Consider the following 12,610-nt stretch of genomic DNA (forward strand, 5'->3'; position numbering starts at 1 on the left):
CTGGTTCGGCTTGCCTTTGATTGCATGGTAGAGCACGCAGCGGGCCCGCAGAGTGCGCCGTCGTGCCCCTGTCGACGATTCTTGCAGTGCAGCATGGGAGATTCGATACTCCTGCGCACAGCTGTGGCACCACCAATGACCGGGATCTGGCACTGGCGCCGGCCGGGGGCTTGTGCTTAAATTCACCCCGTTGGATGAAACAGGGGTGCCGTACGGATGGGCCGTGCGAGCTGAGAGAGTCCCTTCGAACCCGATCCGGTTAGTACCGGCGTGGGAAGTTTCTAGCAAGACCAAGTCTCTTGTCCCTCCGGGACTCGCCCCAGGCCCCAGGCCCCGGCGGCGCTCACAGGGCTCCTGGTTTCGTCCACCCCGCAAGAGAGAGGACGACACCCATGGCCCGTACTGCCCCCGCAGCTTCCTTCGAATCGCTCGAGAGCGACCTCGACCAGAAATTTGCCTACCCGGCTTCCAGCAAGACCTACCTGACCGGCAGCCGTCCGGATATCCGCGTACCGCTGCGAACGATCCTGCAGACCTCCACGCGCACCGAGAAGGGCGAGATGCCCAACCCGCCGATCCCGGTGTACGACACCTCGGGCCCGTACAGCGACCCGGACGTGCACATCGACCTGAAGGCCGGCCTGCCGGCACTGCGCGCAAAGTGGATCGACGAGCGCGGCGATACCGAAGTGCTGCCCGGCCTGTCGTCGGAATACGGCCGCGACCGTGCCAACGACCCGGCCACCGCGCACCTGCGCTTTGCCCAGCTGACCAACCCGCGCCGCGCCAAGGCCGGCGCCAACGTGTCGCAGATGCACTATGCGCGCAAGGGCATCATCACGCCGGAAATGGAATATGTGGCGCTGCGCGAATCGCTGAACCTGCAGGCGCTGTACGACAAGCCCGAATACAAGGCGCTGCTGCGCCAGCATCCGGGCAACGCGCTGGGCGCGGGCCTGCCGCTGCGTCCGGAAGACATCACGCCGGAATTCGTGCGCCAGGAAATTGCCTCGGGCCGCGCCATCATTCCCGCCAACATCAACCATACCGAACTGGAGCCGATGGCGATCGGGCGCAATTTCCGCGTCAAGATCAACGGCAACCTGGGCAACTCGGCGGTGACCTCGTCGCTGGCCGAGGAAGTGGAGAAGATGGTGTGGTCGATCCGCTGGGGCGCCGACACCATCATGGACCTGTCGACCGGCAAGCACATCCACGAAACGCGTGAATGGATCCTGCGCAACTCGCCGGTGCCCATCGGCACGGTACCGATCTACCAGGCGCTCGACAAGACCGGCGGCATCGCCGAGGACCTGACCTGGGAGATGTTCCGCGACACGCTGATCGAGCAGGCCGAGCAGGGCGTGGACTACTTCACGATCCACGCTGGCGTGCTGCTGCGCTACGTGCCGCTGACGGCGGACCGCGTCACGGGCATCGTCTCGCGTGGCGGCTCGATCATGGCCAAGTGGTGCCTGGCTCACCACAAGGAAAACTTCCTGTACACGCACTTCGACGAGATCTGCGAAATCATGAAGGCGTACGACGTGTCGTTCAGCCTCGGCGACGGCCTGCGTCCGGGCTGCATCGCCGACTCGAACGACGACGCCCAGTTCGGCGAGCTGCGCACGCTCGGCGAGCTGACCGCGAAGGCGTGGAAGCATGACGTGCAGGTGATGATCGAAGGCCCGGGCCACGTGCCGCTGCAGCGCATCCAGGCCAATATGGATGAAGAGCTCAAGCACTGCTACGAAGCGCCGTTCTACACGCTCGGACCGCTCGTGACCGACATCGCCCCGGGCTACGACCACATCACCAGCGGCATCGGCGCGGCCAACATCGGCTGGATGGGCACCGCCATGCTGTGCTACGTCACGCCGAAGGAGCACCTCGGCCTGCCGGACAAGGAAGACGTGCGCGAGGGCATCATCACCTACAAGATCGCCGCCCACGCCGCTGACCTCGCCAAGGGCTGGCCTGGCGCGCAGCTGCGCGACAACGCGCTGTCCAAGGCGCGCTTCGAGTTCCGCTGGGAAGACCAGTTCAACCTGGGCCTGGACCCGGAGCGTGCGCGTTCGTACCACGACGCCACACTGCCGGCCGAAGGTGCCAAGATCGCCCACTTCTGCTCGATGTGCGGGCCGAAGTTCTGCTCGATGAAGATCACGCAGGAAGTGCGCGACTACGCGGCCTCGCTGTCGCCGGACATGCAGAAGGGCATGGAAGAAAAGTCGATCGAGTTCCTCAAGAAGGGCAGCAAGATCTACTCGTAAGGCAGTACGGGCATGGTTCGCAGCCATGCCCGCGTTTCTTCGCCTGTCGCGCAGCGCCCCGCGCGCGGGCAACGGATAACAGGAGGCCGGAGGCGGCGCGCCCGATGCGCCGTCCGCCGGCACGCAACCCATGACAGCAGTGCAGTCCTTTGATGTCGCCATCCTTGGCGCCGGCCTGGCCGGGCGCCTGGCCGCGTGGCAGCTCGTGCGCCAGGGCGCGCGCGTGGCGCTGGTCGAGCGCGGCAGCCCGGACGGTTCCGGCTCCGCCGCGCACGTGGCCGCCGCCATGCTGGCGCCGCTGGCGGAGTCGGCCATTGCCGAGCGCCGCATCGTCGATCTCGGCATCGCCAGCGTCGACCTGTGGCGCGCATGGCTCGCGCAGCTGCCCGAGCCGGTGTTCTTCCAGGAGGACGGCACGCTGGTGGTCTGGCATGCGCGCGACCGTGCCGAGGTGTCGCTGTTCACCAGCCGCGTGCGGGCGGTGTCGCCGCCGGAACTGGTGGCACAGCGCATGCGCGCGCTCGACGGCAAGGGCGTCGGCGAGGTCGAGCCGGCGCTGGCGGGACGCTTCCCGCAGGGTCTGTTGCTCGCCGGCGAAGGCCAGCTCGACAACCGCGGTGCACTGCGCGCGCTGCTGTCGTGCGCGGTCAGCGAAGGCGTGCATTGCGTCTGGGAAGCGGGCGAGATCGACGCCGCCTGCCTGCCGTCGCTCGGCATCCGCGCGCGCGTGGTGCTCGATTGCCGCGGCCTGGGCGCGCGCGCCGCCTGGCCGGCCGAGCCGGGCAGGGACGGACACGGCGCCATGCCGGGCCTGCGCGGGCTGCGTGGCGAAGTCGTGCGCGTGCATGCGCCCGACGTGAAGCTGCACCGCCCGGTGCGCATGCTGCATCCGCGCTATCCGATCTATATCGCGCCCAAGCCCAACGACCTGTACGTGATCGGCGCCACCGAGCTGGAAAGCGAGGACGATTCGCCGGTGAGCGTGCGTTCCGCGCTGGAGCTGCTGTCGGCGGCGCACTCGCTGCACCCGGCGTTCGGCGAGGCGCGCGTGCTTGAACTGAATGTGCAGCGCCGGCCCACGCGCCCCGACCACCTGCCTGCGATCCGCGTGGACCAGCAGGCGCGCGTGGTGCGCGTGAACGGCCTGTACCGGCACGGCTTCCTGATCGCGCCTGCAGTCACGGAAGCGGCGTGCGCCGTGGTGACTGCGCTGCTCAATGATGACCCGGCCGCGCATGCGGTGCCAGCCGCCCTGCGCTGGCCCGGCATGATCGAGGCCGTGACGGAGACACCCGCGCTCGCCGAGGCCCCGGTGGGCCACACCGGCCTGCTGCACTGATGCTGAACCCATGGATATCCTGCTGAACGGCCGCCCCCTCGTCATCGCCGACACCGCCACGCTGGCGGATGCGGTGGTCGCGGCCAAGATTGCCCCGCCGTTCGCCGCGGCGGTCAACGGCCAGTTCGTGCCGCGCGCGGCGCACGCGGCCACGCCCCTCGCGGCCGGCGACCGCATCGACCTCGTCCAACCCGTGACGGGAGGCTGACCCCATGACATTCGAACCGACAGAAACCCTGCGCGACCCGTTCGTGCTCTATGGCGAGTCCTTCGGCTCGCGCCTGCTGCTGGGCACGGCCCGCTATCCGTCGCCGGCCACGCTGCAGGCGGCCGTGGAAATCTCGCGCCCGGCCATGGTGACCGTGGCGCTGCGCCGCCAGGGCGCGGTGGGCGAAGGCGAGGGCGGCCAGGCCTTCTGGCAGATGCTCAAGGGACTGGGCGTGCCGGTGCTGCCCAATACCGCCGGCTGCTTTGCGCCGCAGGAGGTCATCACCACCGCCATGATGGCGCGCGAGGTGTTCGAGACCGACTGGATCAAGCTGGAGCTGATCGGCGACGACTACACGCTGCAGCCCGATACGCTGAACCTGCCGGCCGTTGCCGAAACGCTGATCAAGGAAGGCTTCAAGGTGCTGCCGTACTGCACCGAGGACCTGGTGCTGTGCCGCCGCCTGCTCGACGTCGGCTGCCAGGCGCTGATGCCGTGGGCCGCGCCGATCGGCACCGGCCGTGGCGCCATCAATCCGCACGCGATGCGCGTGCTGCGCGAGCGCCTGCCCGACACGCCGCTGATCGTCGACGCCGGCCTCGGCCTGCCGTCGCATGCGGCGCAGGTGCTGGAGTGGGGTTATGACGGCGTGCTGCTGAACACCGCCGTGGCGCAGGCCGCCTATCCGGTCAACATGGCGCGCGCCTTCGCGCAGGCCGTGGAAGCGGGCCGCACCGCCTACCTGGCGGGGCCGATGCCCGAGCGCGAGGTCGCGCAGGCCAGCACCCCGGTGGTCGGCATGCCGTTCTGGCACGCCGAAGGCGCGGAGCACCGCGCATGACCCGCCATGCGGTGCATGCCGCCAGCGACGGCCCGCTGCGCCAGGCCGTGCTGGAGCACTACGGCGAGACTTTTGGCGTGTCCGACCAACCGTGGCAGGCATGGCGGCTCGCCGACGCGCCCGCCGCTCCCTGCGCGCACGATGTGCTGCTGTCCGATGGCGAGGCCGATGCCGATGTGATCGCACGCGCGGCCGCCGCCGGCGCTACGCTGGTCGAGACCGAGCGCGAAGGCGGGCACTGGATCGATACCGTACGCTCGCCGATGGGCACGTGGGTGCTTTGCGTTCGTGCGGACGATGACCATGCGCATTCGCCGGCGTTCGTCGCGGTGCTGCTGGCCAGCCTGTCGCTGCATTTCCCCGCGCATGACGCGCTGTGCCTGGCGCGCGCGTGGCGTCCGGGCTCGGCCGAGTGGCCGACGGAGTTCGAGCGCTTCCCGCGCGTGCGCCATGCCGCGCTGGTGGCCCCGGAAACCGCCGTGCCGGCCTTTGCACCGTGTCCACCGGCGCTCGGCCTTTACGCCGTGGTGCCCAGCGCTGAATGGATAGAAAAGCTGGTGCCGCTGGGCGTGCCCACGGTGCAGTTGCGGTTCAAGTCGGATGACCCGGCCGCTGTGCGAGCTGAAGTGGCGCGGGCCGCGCTGGCCGCAAAGGGCTCGCAGTCGCGGCTGTTCATCAATGACCACTGGCAGGTTGCCATCGAACTGCACGCCGCCAGCGGCGGCGACAGTGGCATCTACGGCATCCACCTTGGCCAGGAAGACCTGGATGAGGCCGATCTCGATGCATTGCGCGCCTCGGGCCTGCGCCTGGGCGTGTCGACGCACGGGTATGCCGAGATGCTGCGCGTGGCGGCGATACGGCCGAGCTACCTCGCGCTGGGGGCGATCTTTCCGACCACCACCAAGGTCATGCCGACGGCTCCGCAAGGGATGGGGCGCTTCCGGGCGTATGTGCAGTTGATGCAGCCGGTGATTCCTTCTCTGCTGGGCATTGGCGGCGTGAATGCCTCCAACCTGAGCCAGGTACTGGCGGTCGGCGTCGGGAGTGCTGCAGTTGTTCGGGCGATTACTGAGGCGGATGACGTAGCGGTTGCAGTTGAGGAACTGAAGCGGTTATTTGTGCAAGGCTAAAGGCCGGGTGGGCCGCGACGTCTACGCACTGAGCGATCCCCACCCGCCCCAAGATTTGTGCGACATTCGCCCAGCCGCGGGAACCAAATCCGACCCCGCCGCTATCATGTCGTGCAGCTTTCCCGGCCAACTGCCAGCGTTCCAGCTCCATCATGTCCAGCCCTGCCGTCCCCGAAATCATCCCCGCCGCGCCCGGCACGCCCGAGAAGCCCTACTTCGGCATCGACGTCCCGCTGATGCGCTATTTCGGCCTGCAGCCGGAGTTGATTGAGGAGGACTATTGCCGCACGCGCCTGCCGGCGCACCCGCAGCTCGTGAACAGCCGCGGCGACGTGCATGGCGGTACGCTGATGGCGACGCTGGACTTCACGCTGAGCGGCGCGGCGCGCTCGCACGCGCCCACGGAAACCGGCGTGATCACGATCGATATGTCCACGCATTTCCTGGCCGCGGCGCGTGGCGAGCTGACGCTCGAGGCCCGCTGCATGCGCCGTGGCGCGCGCATTGCCTTCTGCGAAGGCGAAGTGAAGGACGCCTCGGGCACGGTGGTGTGCGTCGCGCGCGCGGCGTTCAAGCTGGTGCCGCTGTCCAGCGGCGGCAACTGATTCAGTCCGGCAGGCGGCGGTACACCGCCGCGAAACGCGCCTGCTCGGTGATGCCGTAGTCGCCGGGCGCGTATTGCATCAGCCAGTCGCCCGGCCTGCCGTGCAGCACGTCGCCGCCGTCGGAGCGGGCGATGCTGAATGCCTCTTCCATGCGCCGGGCCAGTACCGGCACCGGCTTGTTGCGGTAGGGGCCGTTCTCGCCGTGCGCGGCCGGCGGCAACGCCACATACTTCGGGTCGAAGCGTTCACGCGACACGACCCAGCGGTCGCCGGTCGCGCCGGTGACGATGGCGTCGCCAATGCCGTAGCGATTGGGTCCTTCGCGGCTCGCCAGTTCGCCGGCTTCCGCGGCAAACACCACCTGTACTTCTTCTTCTTTGACGTAGCGCGCGGCGGCGGGGTCCTCGCGCAGGTCGATGTCGTTCAGTTGCGCCATGTCGGCTCCGTTCAGCCCAGCACGCGCGGTGCGAAGGCGTGGTTGAGCGGGCCGTTGCCCGCCCCGAGTTTCAGGCTGGCGCCGGCGGCAATCGCCTGCGCCACATAGTCCAGCCCCTTGCCAACGGCGTCTTGCAGCGCGTCGCCGCGCGCCAGTTGGGCAGCGATGGCGGCAGCCAGCGTGCAGCCGGTGCCATGCAGGTTCTTCGTGTCGATGCGCGCATGCGTGAACACGCGCACGGTGCCATCGGCGAGCATCAGCAGGTCGTCCAGCGCGCCGTTCGCGCTCGCCGGACCGTCATCGTCGAGGTGTCCGCCCTTGAGCAGCACCGCGGGACAACCCATCGCGATCAGGTCGGCGGCGGCCTGTTCCATCTCGGCGCGCCGCGAGATCGTCCGGCCCAGCAGGTAGGAGGCCTCGGGCAGGTTGGGCGTTACCAGCACGGCGCGCGGGAACAGCAGGCGCACCATGGCCTGGCTGGTCGCGTCATCCGACAGCGTCGCACCCGAGGTGGAAATCATCACCGGATCGACGACCAGCTTGCGGATGCCGTGGCGATCCGCCGCGGCGGCGACGGCCTCGACAATGGCCGCGGTGCCCAGCATGCCGGTCTTGGCCGCATCGACGCCAAGATCGCTCGCCACCGCGTCGATCTGCGCCGCCACCATCTCGGCGGGAATCGCATGCACGCCGGTGACGCCCAGCGTGTTCTGGGCGGTGATGGCGGTGATGGCGCTCATGCCGAAGCAGCCGAGCGCCGCGAACGTCTTGAGGTCGGCCTGGATGCCGGCGCCGCCGCCCGAGTCGGAACCTGCGATGGTGAGGGTGCGGGGTGATGTCGGAGTCATGTCGAAAAGTGGGCCGAAAAAAAGCCGGCGGCGCTTGTGCGAGTGGACGCCGGGCAGGCTACAATACCGCCACTCCGAGGAGCGTTGCAACGGATCGTGGCGTAACATGCCCTCCGCCAGGCTCGGACTGTCTTCAACGGCGCTCGCTGATCCGTGGTTCGCACGGTGGCGAGTCGACCTATCCGCCCGCTTCATGCAGCATCCTGCATATCGGGAGCGCGGCCTGATTTCCCGCCCGTCACCGTCGTCCACTCTTCACCGGGAGTGATACATGAACGCCGTGACCGACCTCAAGCAAGACTACCTCGTCGCCGACATCAATCTGGCCGGCTGGGGCCGCAAGGAAATCGCCATTGCCGAGACCGAGATGCCCGGCCTGATGGCGATCCGCGACGAATTCGCCGCCGCGCAGCCGCTCAAGGGCGCTCGCATCGCCGGCTCGCTGCACATGACGATCCAGACCGCCGTGCTGATCGAGACGCTCCAGGCGCTCGGCGCCGACGTGCGCTGGGCCTCGTGCAATATCTTCTCGACGCAGGACCACGCCGCTGCCGCGATCGCCGCGGGCGGCACGCCCGTGTTCGCGTTCAAGGGCGAGTCGCTCAAGGAATACTGGGACTTCACGCACCGCATCTTCGACTGGGCCGACGGCGGCACCCCGAACATGATCCTGGACGACGGCGGCGATGCCACGCTGCTGCTGCACCTGGGCGCCAAGGCCGAGAAGGACGCCTCGGTGATCGCCAACCCGGGCAGCGAGGAAGAGACCTTCCTGTTCGCCGCGATCAAGGAAAAGCTGGCCAGGGACCCGAGCTGGTACAGCCGCAACCTGGCCGCCATCCGCGGCGTGACCGAGGAAACCACCACGGGCGTGCACCGCCTGTACCAGATGGCGCAGAAGGGCGACCTCAAGTTCCCGGCCATCAACGTCAACGACTCGGTCACCAAGAGCAAGTTCGACAACCTGTATGGCTGCCGCGAATCGCTGGTGGACGGCATCAAGCGCGCCACCGACGTGATGATCGCCGGCAAGATCGCCGTGGTCGCCGGCTACGGCGACGTGGGCAAGGGCAGCGCCCAGGCGCTGCGCGCGCTGTCGGCCCAGGTGTGGGTGACCGAGATCGACCCGATCTGCGCGCTGCAGGCCGCCATGGAAGGCTACCGCGTGGTGACCATGGACTACGCCGCCGAGCACGGCGATATCTTCGTCACCTGCACCGGCAACTACCACGTCATCACGCATGAGCACATGGCCAGGATGAAGGACCAGGCCATCGTCTGCAATATCGGCCACTTCGACAACGAGATCGACATCGCCTCGATCGAGAAGTACGAGTGGGACGAGATCAAGCCGCAGGTCGACCACGTCAAGTTCCCCGCAGTTGGCGACAAGCCGAGCAAGAAGCTGATCATCCTGGCCAAGGGCCGCCTGGTGAACCTGGGCTGCGCCACGGGCCACCCGTCGTACGTGATGAGCAGCTCGTTCGCCAACCAGACCATCGCCCAGATCGAGCTCTGGCAGGAACGCGACAGCGGCAAGTACCCGGTGGGCGTCTACACGCTGCCCAAGCACCTGGACGAGAAGGTCGCGCGCCTGCAGCTCAGGAAGCTGAACGCGCAGCTGACCGAACTGACCGAGCAGCAGGCCGCCTACATCGGCGTGAAGAAGGAAGGCCCGTACAAGGCCGACCACTACCGTTACTGATCGCAGGGAGACTTCCCTCTCCCGCTTGCGGAAGAGGGAAGGCACACCGTCAACAGAGTCCGTTCAAGGAGCCGTCATGAGACTGCTGATCGTCTGGATCATCAACGCCGTGTCGCTGTTCGTGCTGCCGTATATCCTGCCGTCGATCCACCTCAGGAGCTTCGGCTCGGCGATGCTGGCCGCGCTGGTGCTGGGCCTGGTCAATACGCTGATCCGGCCGATCCTGGTGATCCTGACGCTGCCGGTAACGGTGCTGACGCTGGGGCTCTTCATTTTCGTGATCAACGCGCTGCTGTTCCTGTTCGTCGGCAACCTGCTGTCGGGCTTCTCGGTCGGCGGCTTCGGGGCGGCCCTGCTGGGCTCCATCCTGTACAGCGTGATCTCGTGGCTGCTGTCCAGCCTGCTGCTGGGCGAGCGCACGGCCTGACGGCCATCCGCTGCCACGGGTCCTACCATGCGCGCCGCGCCAACGCGGCGCGCCACCATCATGCAAGACCGCTACTACAGCTTTGAATTCTTCCCGCCGAAGACGGCGGAGGGCGTCGAGAAGCTGCGCAACACGCGCGCCCAGCTCGCTCCGCTCAACCCGAAGTACATCTCGGTGACGTTCGGCGCCGGCGGCACCACGCAGCAAGGCACGCTCGATACCGTGCTGGAAATCCAGCGCGAAGGCATCGAGGCCGCGCCGCACCTGTCGTGTGTCGGCTCCTCGCGCGAGAGCATCCGCGCGATCCTGCAGCAGTACCGCGACGGCGGCATCCGCCATATCGTCGCGCTGCGCGGCGATATGCCGTCGGGCATGGGCGAGATCGGCGAATTCCGCTACGCCAACGAGCTGGTCGAGTTCATCCGCGCCGAGACCGGCGACTGGTTCCAGATCGAAGTGGCGGCCTACCCGGAATACCATCCGCAGGCCAAGTCGCCGCGCCACGACCTGGAGAACTTCGTGCGCAAGGTGAAGGCCGGCGCGAACTCCGCCATCACACAGTACTTCTTCAACGCCGACGCGTACTTCCGCTTCGTCGATGACGCACGCGCGCTGGGCGTGGACGTGCCGATCGTGCCGGGCATCATGCCGATCACGAACTACTCGCAGCTGATGCGCTTCTCCGAGATGTGCGGCGCCGAAGTGCCGCGCTGGGTGGCCAAGCGGCTCGAGGGCTTTGGCGACGACCGCGAGTCGATCCGCGCGTTCGGCCTGGACGTGGTCACGGCGCTGTGCGAGCGCCTGCTGGCCGGCGGCGTGCCGGGCCTGCATTTCTATACGCTCAACGCGGCCGGCGCCACCAAGGCGATCTGGCAGCGCCTGAAGCTCTGAGCGTGGCCGCGCGCCGTCCCGATCCTTTCGTCGAGCACCTGCTCGAACTGATGGGGCCGCTGGCGGCGCGCATCGGCACGATCTCCGCGCGCCGCATGTTCGGCGGGCACGGCCTGTTCTACGACGGGCTGATGTTCGCACTCGTCAGCGACGGGCAGTGCTATCTCAAGGCCGACGACAAGACCCTGGCGCGCTTCGAGGCCGAGGGCAGCCGTGCATTCCGCTATGCCTCGTCAAGAGGCGAGGTAACCTTGCGCCACTACCTGGCGCTCCCGCCGGAATGCCTGGAATCTCCGGCGGCGATGACGCCATGGGCGCAGATGGCGGTGGAAGCGGCGCTGCGGCTCGCGAACCAGAAGCGCTGAGTGCCGACACGGTGCCAACGGTGTCATACTCACCGCCATGGTCACCGCCACCTTCCGCTTCTATGAGGAGCTGAACGACTTCCTTGCGCCGGACCAGCGCGGGCGTGACCTGTCGTGCCCGTGCGCGCGCGCCGCCACGGTCAAGCACATGATCGAGGCGCTCGGCGTGCCGCATACCGAGGTGGAACTCATCCTCGTCAATGGCGAATCGTCCGGCTTCGAGCGCATGCTCGGCGATGGCGACCGCGTTTCGGTCTATCCCAAGTTCGAATGCCTTGATGTCTCCCCGCTGCTGCGGGTACGCGCCTACCCGCTGCGGGTCATGCGTTTCGTGGCCGATGCGCACCTGGGCGGCCTGGCACACCTGCTGCGCATGATGGGTTTCGATACCCTCTACGACAACCACTTCGAAGACAGCGAGATCGAGCGCATCGCCGCGCAGGAAGACCGCATCGTGCTGACGCGCGACCGCGAGCTGCTCAAGCGCCGTGGCATCACCCATGGCTGCTACGTGCGCGCCATCAAGTCCACGCCCCAGGTGCGCGAGATCTTCAGCCGGCTCGACCTCGCCCGCAGCGCGCGGCCATTCTCGCTATGCCTGGACTGCAACGTGCCGCTGCAGCGTGTGGCGCGCGAGGCCGTGGCGGGGCGCGTGCCGCCGGCCGTGCTTGAGCGCCATGAGCGCTTTGTCACCTGCGATCGGTGCCGGCGCGTGTTCTGGGAAGGTTCGCACTGGCGTTGCATGCGCACGCTCGTGGACGAGCTGGTGCGCGCGGAATGAGGCGGAATGGGGCGGAATGGGGCGGAACGGGGCCTCAAGGCTCGCGCGATTTCACCGTTAGTCCTGACGTCAGAACACGCCGGCTTCGCTGACGATCCAGTCCATCGGCAAGTCATGCTCTTGGGCTCGCAGCGCGATGCGGCAGGCCTCGAAGCCGATGCCGATGGCGACTGGAGGCGTCGGCAGCGCGGCCAGCGTGCGGTCGTAGAAGCCGCCGCCGTAGCCGAGGCGGAACTTCTCGGGGCTGAAACCGACACAGGGAATCAGCAAGGCATCGGGCTGCGCCGCGTCGGTGCCGTCCGGTACCGGAATGCCGTAGTGCCCCTTGGTCATCGGGGTCTGCGGGGTCCACAAATGGAAGTCGAGCGGCACGCCGGGGCGGCTGACTGCCGGCAGCGCGGCGTGGCGGCCGGGGTCCGCCGCCAGCCACCGCGTCACGACGGCGCGCGCATCGAATTCCTGCTGGATGGGCCAGTAAAAACCCAGGCAGCGGATCGCCAGCCGTTCGAGCAGCGGCAGCAGGCTGGCGGCGATGCGGGCCTCGGCGCCGGTGCGATCGGGCACCGAGGCCCGCTGCGTGAGCAAGCGCGTGCGCAGGGCGCGGCGGTCTTCTTCGGCGCCGGTGCCAGGTGGTGGCGAAGGCGGATGAGCGGCTGACATGGCGTGGGATAATGTCTGCGAACAAACCAACACTGACGGCGGCTGCGCGGATGCGGGGCGATGTCCCCGGCATGGGCGGCGCGGCCCGGCGTCAACGA

At 68.0% G+C, this 12,610-nt stretch carries 14 protein-coding genes and 2 riboswitches; of the genes, 11 read left to right on the plus strand and 3 right to left on the minus strand.

Annotated elements, in window-relative coordinates:
- The first annotated feature begins 191 nt into the window (after positions 1 to 191).
- A riboswitch (TPP riboswitch) is annotated at positions 192 to 294 on the plus strand.
- 98 nt (positions 295 to 392) lie between these two features.
- The 6 genes from thiC to CupriaWKF_RS01130 all read left to right on the plus strand — a co-directional run bounded on the left by thiC (position 393) and on the right by CupriaWKF_RS01130 (position 6,399).
- On the plus strand, positions 393 to 2,273 hold the full coding sequence (gene thiC / locus CupriaWKF_RS01105) for a phosphomethylpyrimidine synthase ThiC (RefSeq protein WP_276099217.1): 1,881 nt from the start codon (positions 393 to 395) through the stop codon (positions 2,271 to 2,273).
- A gap of 130 nt (positions 2,274 to 2,403) precedes the next feature.
- Positions 2,404 to 3,612 carry an FAD-dependent oxidoreductase gene (locus CupriaWKF_RS01110; RefSeq protein ID WP_276099218.1) on the plus strand — a complete coding sequence of 403 codons (1,209 nt, stop codon included), beginning with the start codon at positions 2,404 to 2,406 and terminating at the stop codon, positions 3,610 to 3,612.
- A 10-nt stretch (positions 3,613 to 3,622) separates the two neighbouring features.
- Positions 3,623 to 3,820, plus strand: a complete 198-nt coding sequence (thiS, locus tag CupriaWKF_RS01115; RefSeq protein ID WP_276099219.1) for a sulfur carrier protein ThiS — start codon at positions 3,623 to 3,625, stop codon at positions 3,818 to 3,820.
- A 4-nt stretch (positions 3,821 to 3,824) separates the two neighbouring features.
- Positions 3,825 to 4,661, plus strand: coding sequence for a thiazole synthase (locus CupriaWKF_RS01120; RefSeq protein ID WP_276099220.1), 837 nt, complete (start codon positions 3,825 to 3,827; stop codon positions 4,659 to 4,661).
- Positions 4,658 to 5,794, plus strand: coding sequence for a thiamine phosphate synthase (locus tag CupriaWKF_RS01125; protein ID WP_276099221.1), 1,137 nt, complete (start codon positions 4,658 to 4,660; stop codon positions 5,792 to 5,794). The genes CupriaWKF_RS01120 and CupriaWKF_RS01125 overlap by 4 nt, the downstream gene beginning before the upstream one ends.
- Positions 5,795 to 5,946: 152 nt before the next feature.
- Positions 5,947 to 6,399, plus strand: coding sequence for a PaaI family thioesterase (locus CupriaWKF_RS01130; RefSeq protein WP_276099222.1), 453 nt, complete (start codon positions 5,947 to 5,949; stop codon positions 6,397 to 6,399).
- Position 6,400: 1 nt separating this feature from the next.
- On the opposite strand, the gene CupriaWKF_RS01135 is transcribed toward CupriaWKF_RS01130, so the two are convergent.
- Both CupriaWKF_RS01135 and thiD read right to left on the minus strand, forming a co-directional pair.
- Positions 6,401 to 6,835 (minus strand): PGDYG domain-containing protein, encoded by a 435-nt coding sequence (locus CupriaWKF_RS01135; RefSeq protein WP_276099223.1) that lies wholly within the window; start codon positions 6,833 to 6,835, stop codon positions 6,401 to 6,403.
- Between the two features lie 11 nt (positions 6,836 to 6,846).
- The gene (thiD, locus tag CupriaWKF_RS01140; protein ID WP_276099224.1) at positions 6,847 to 7,683 is read right to left on the minus strand and encodes a bifunctional hydroxymethylpyrimidine kinase/phosphomethylpyrimidine kinase; all 837 of its coding nucleotides are present in this window, start codon (positions 7,681 to 7,683) and stop codon (positions 6,847 to 6,849) included.
- A gap of 70 nt (positions 7,684 to 7,753) precedes the next feature.
- A riboswitch (S-adenosyl-L-homocysteine riboswitch) is annotated at positions 7,754 to 7,835 on the plus strand.
- Between the two features lie 119 nt (positions 7,836 to 7,954).
- Here thiD and ahcY point away from each other — a divergent pair.
- The 5 genes from ahcY to CupriaWKF_RS01165 all read left to right on the plus strand — a co-directional run bounded on the left by ahcY (position 7,955) and on the right by CupriaWKF_RS01165 (position 11,852).
- Positions 7,955 to 9,388 carry an adenosylhomocysteinase gene (ahcY, locus tag CupriaWKF_RS01145; protein ID WP_276099225.1) on the plus strand — a complete coding sequence of 478 codons (1,434 nt, stop codon included), beginning with the start codon at positions 7,955 to 7,957 and terminating at the stop codon, positions 9,386 to 9,388.
- 76 nt (positions 9,389 to 9,464) lie between these two features.
- Positions 9,465 to 9,815 carry a phage holin family protein gene (locus tag CupriaWKF_RS01150; protein ID WP_276099226.1) on the plus strand — a complete coding sequence of 117 codons (351 nt, stop codon included), beginning with the start codon at positions 9,465 to 9,467 and terminating at the stop codon, positions 9,813 to 9,815.
- A gap of 60 nt (positions 9,816 to 9,875) precedes the next feature.
- On the plus strand, positions 9,876 to 10,706 hold the full coding sequence (metF, locus tag CupriaWKF_RS01155; RefSeq protein ID WP_276100621.1) for a methylenetetrahydrofolate reductase [NAD(P)H]: 831 nt from the start codon (positions 9,876 to 9,878) through the stop codon (positions 10,704 to 10,706).
- Between the two features lie 2 nt (positions 10,707 to 10,708).
- Positions 10,709 to 11,071, plus strand: a complete 363-nt coding sequence (locus tag CupriaWKF_RS01160) for a TfoX/Sxy family protein (protein ID WP_276099227.1) — start codon at positions 10,709 to 10,711, stop codon at positions 11,069 to 11,071.
- 37 nt (positions 11,072 to 11,108) lie between these two features.
- A complete protein-coding gene (locus CupriaWKF_RS01165) occupies positions 11,109 to 11,852 on the plus strand; it encodes a Mut7-C RNAse domain-containing protein (RefSeq protein WP_276099228.1) in 744 nt (247 codons plus the stop codon).
- 69 nt (positions 11,853 to 11,921) lie between these two features.
- On the opposite strand, the gene CupriaWKF_RS01170 is transcribed toward CupriaWKF_RS01165, so the two are convergent.
- Positions 11,922 to 12,512, minus strand: a complete 591-nt coding sequence (locus CupriaWKF_RS01170) for a 5-formyltetrahydrofolate cyclo-ligase (RefSeq protein ID WP_276099229.1) — start codon at positions 12,510 to 12,512, stop codon at positions 11,922 to 11,924.
- Positions 12,513 to 12,610: the final 98 nt, after the last annotated feature.

The sequence above is a fragment of the Cupriavidus sp. WKF15 genome (assembly GCF_029278605.1).
Classification (GTDB): Bacteria; Pseudomonadota; Gammaproteobacteria; order Burkholderiales; family Burkholderiaceae; genus Cupriavidus.

Coding starts and splice junctions, on each gene's coding strand:
- CupriaWKF_RS01170 (WP_276099229.1), bottom strand. CDS start 12,512: ATGTCAGCCGCTCATCCGCCTTCGCCACCACCTGGCACCGGCGCCGAA.
- CupriaWKF_RS01110 (WP_276099218.1), top strand. CDS start 2,404: ATGACAGCAGTGCAGTCCTTTGATGTCGCCATCCTTGGCGCCGGCCTG.
- CupriaWKF_RS01125 (WP_276099221.1), top strand. CDS start 4,658: ATGACCCGCCATGCGGTGCATGCCGCCAGCGACGGCCCGCTGCGCCAG.
- thiD (WP_276099224.1), bottom strand. CDS start 7,683: ATGACTCCGACATCACCCCGCACCCTCACCATCGCAGGTTCCGACTCG.
- CupriaWKF_RS01130 (WP_276099222.1), top strand. CDS start 5,947: ATGTCCAGCCCTGCCGTCCCCGAAATCATCCCCGCCGCGCCCGGCACG.
- ahcY (WP_276099225.1), top strand. CDS start 7,955: ATGAACGCCGTGACCGACCTCAAGCAAGACTACCTCGTCGCCGACATC.
- CupriaWKF_RS01120 (WP_276099220.1), top strand. CDS start 3,825: ATGACATTCGAACCGACAGAAACCCTGCGCGACCCGTTCGTGCTCTAT.
- metF (WP_276100621.1), top strand. CDS start 9,876: ATGCAAGACCGCTACTACAGCTTTGAATTCTTCCCGCCGAAGACGGCG.
- CupriaWKF_RS01135 (WP_276099223.1), bottom strand. CDS start 6,835: ATGGCGCAACTGAACGACATCGACCTGCGCGAGGACCCCGCCGCCGCG.
- CupriaWKF_RS01150 (WP_276099226.1), top strand. CDS start 9,465: ATGAGACTGCTGATCGTCTGGATCATCAACGCCGTGTCGCTGTTCGTG.
- thiS (WP_276099219.1), top strand. CDS start 3,623: ATGGATATCCTGCTGAACGGCCGCCCCCTCGTCATCGCCGACACCGCC.
- thiC (WP_276099217.1), top strand. CDS start 393: ATGGCCCGTACTGCCCCCGCAGCTTCCTTCGAATCGCTCGAGAGCGAC.
- CupriaWKF_RS01165 (WP_276099228.1), top strand. CDS start 11,109: ATGGTCACCGCCACCTTCCGCTTCTATGAGGAGCTGAACGACTTCCTT.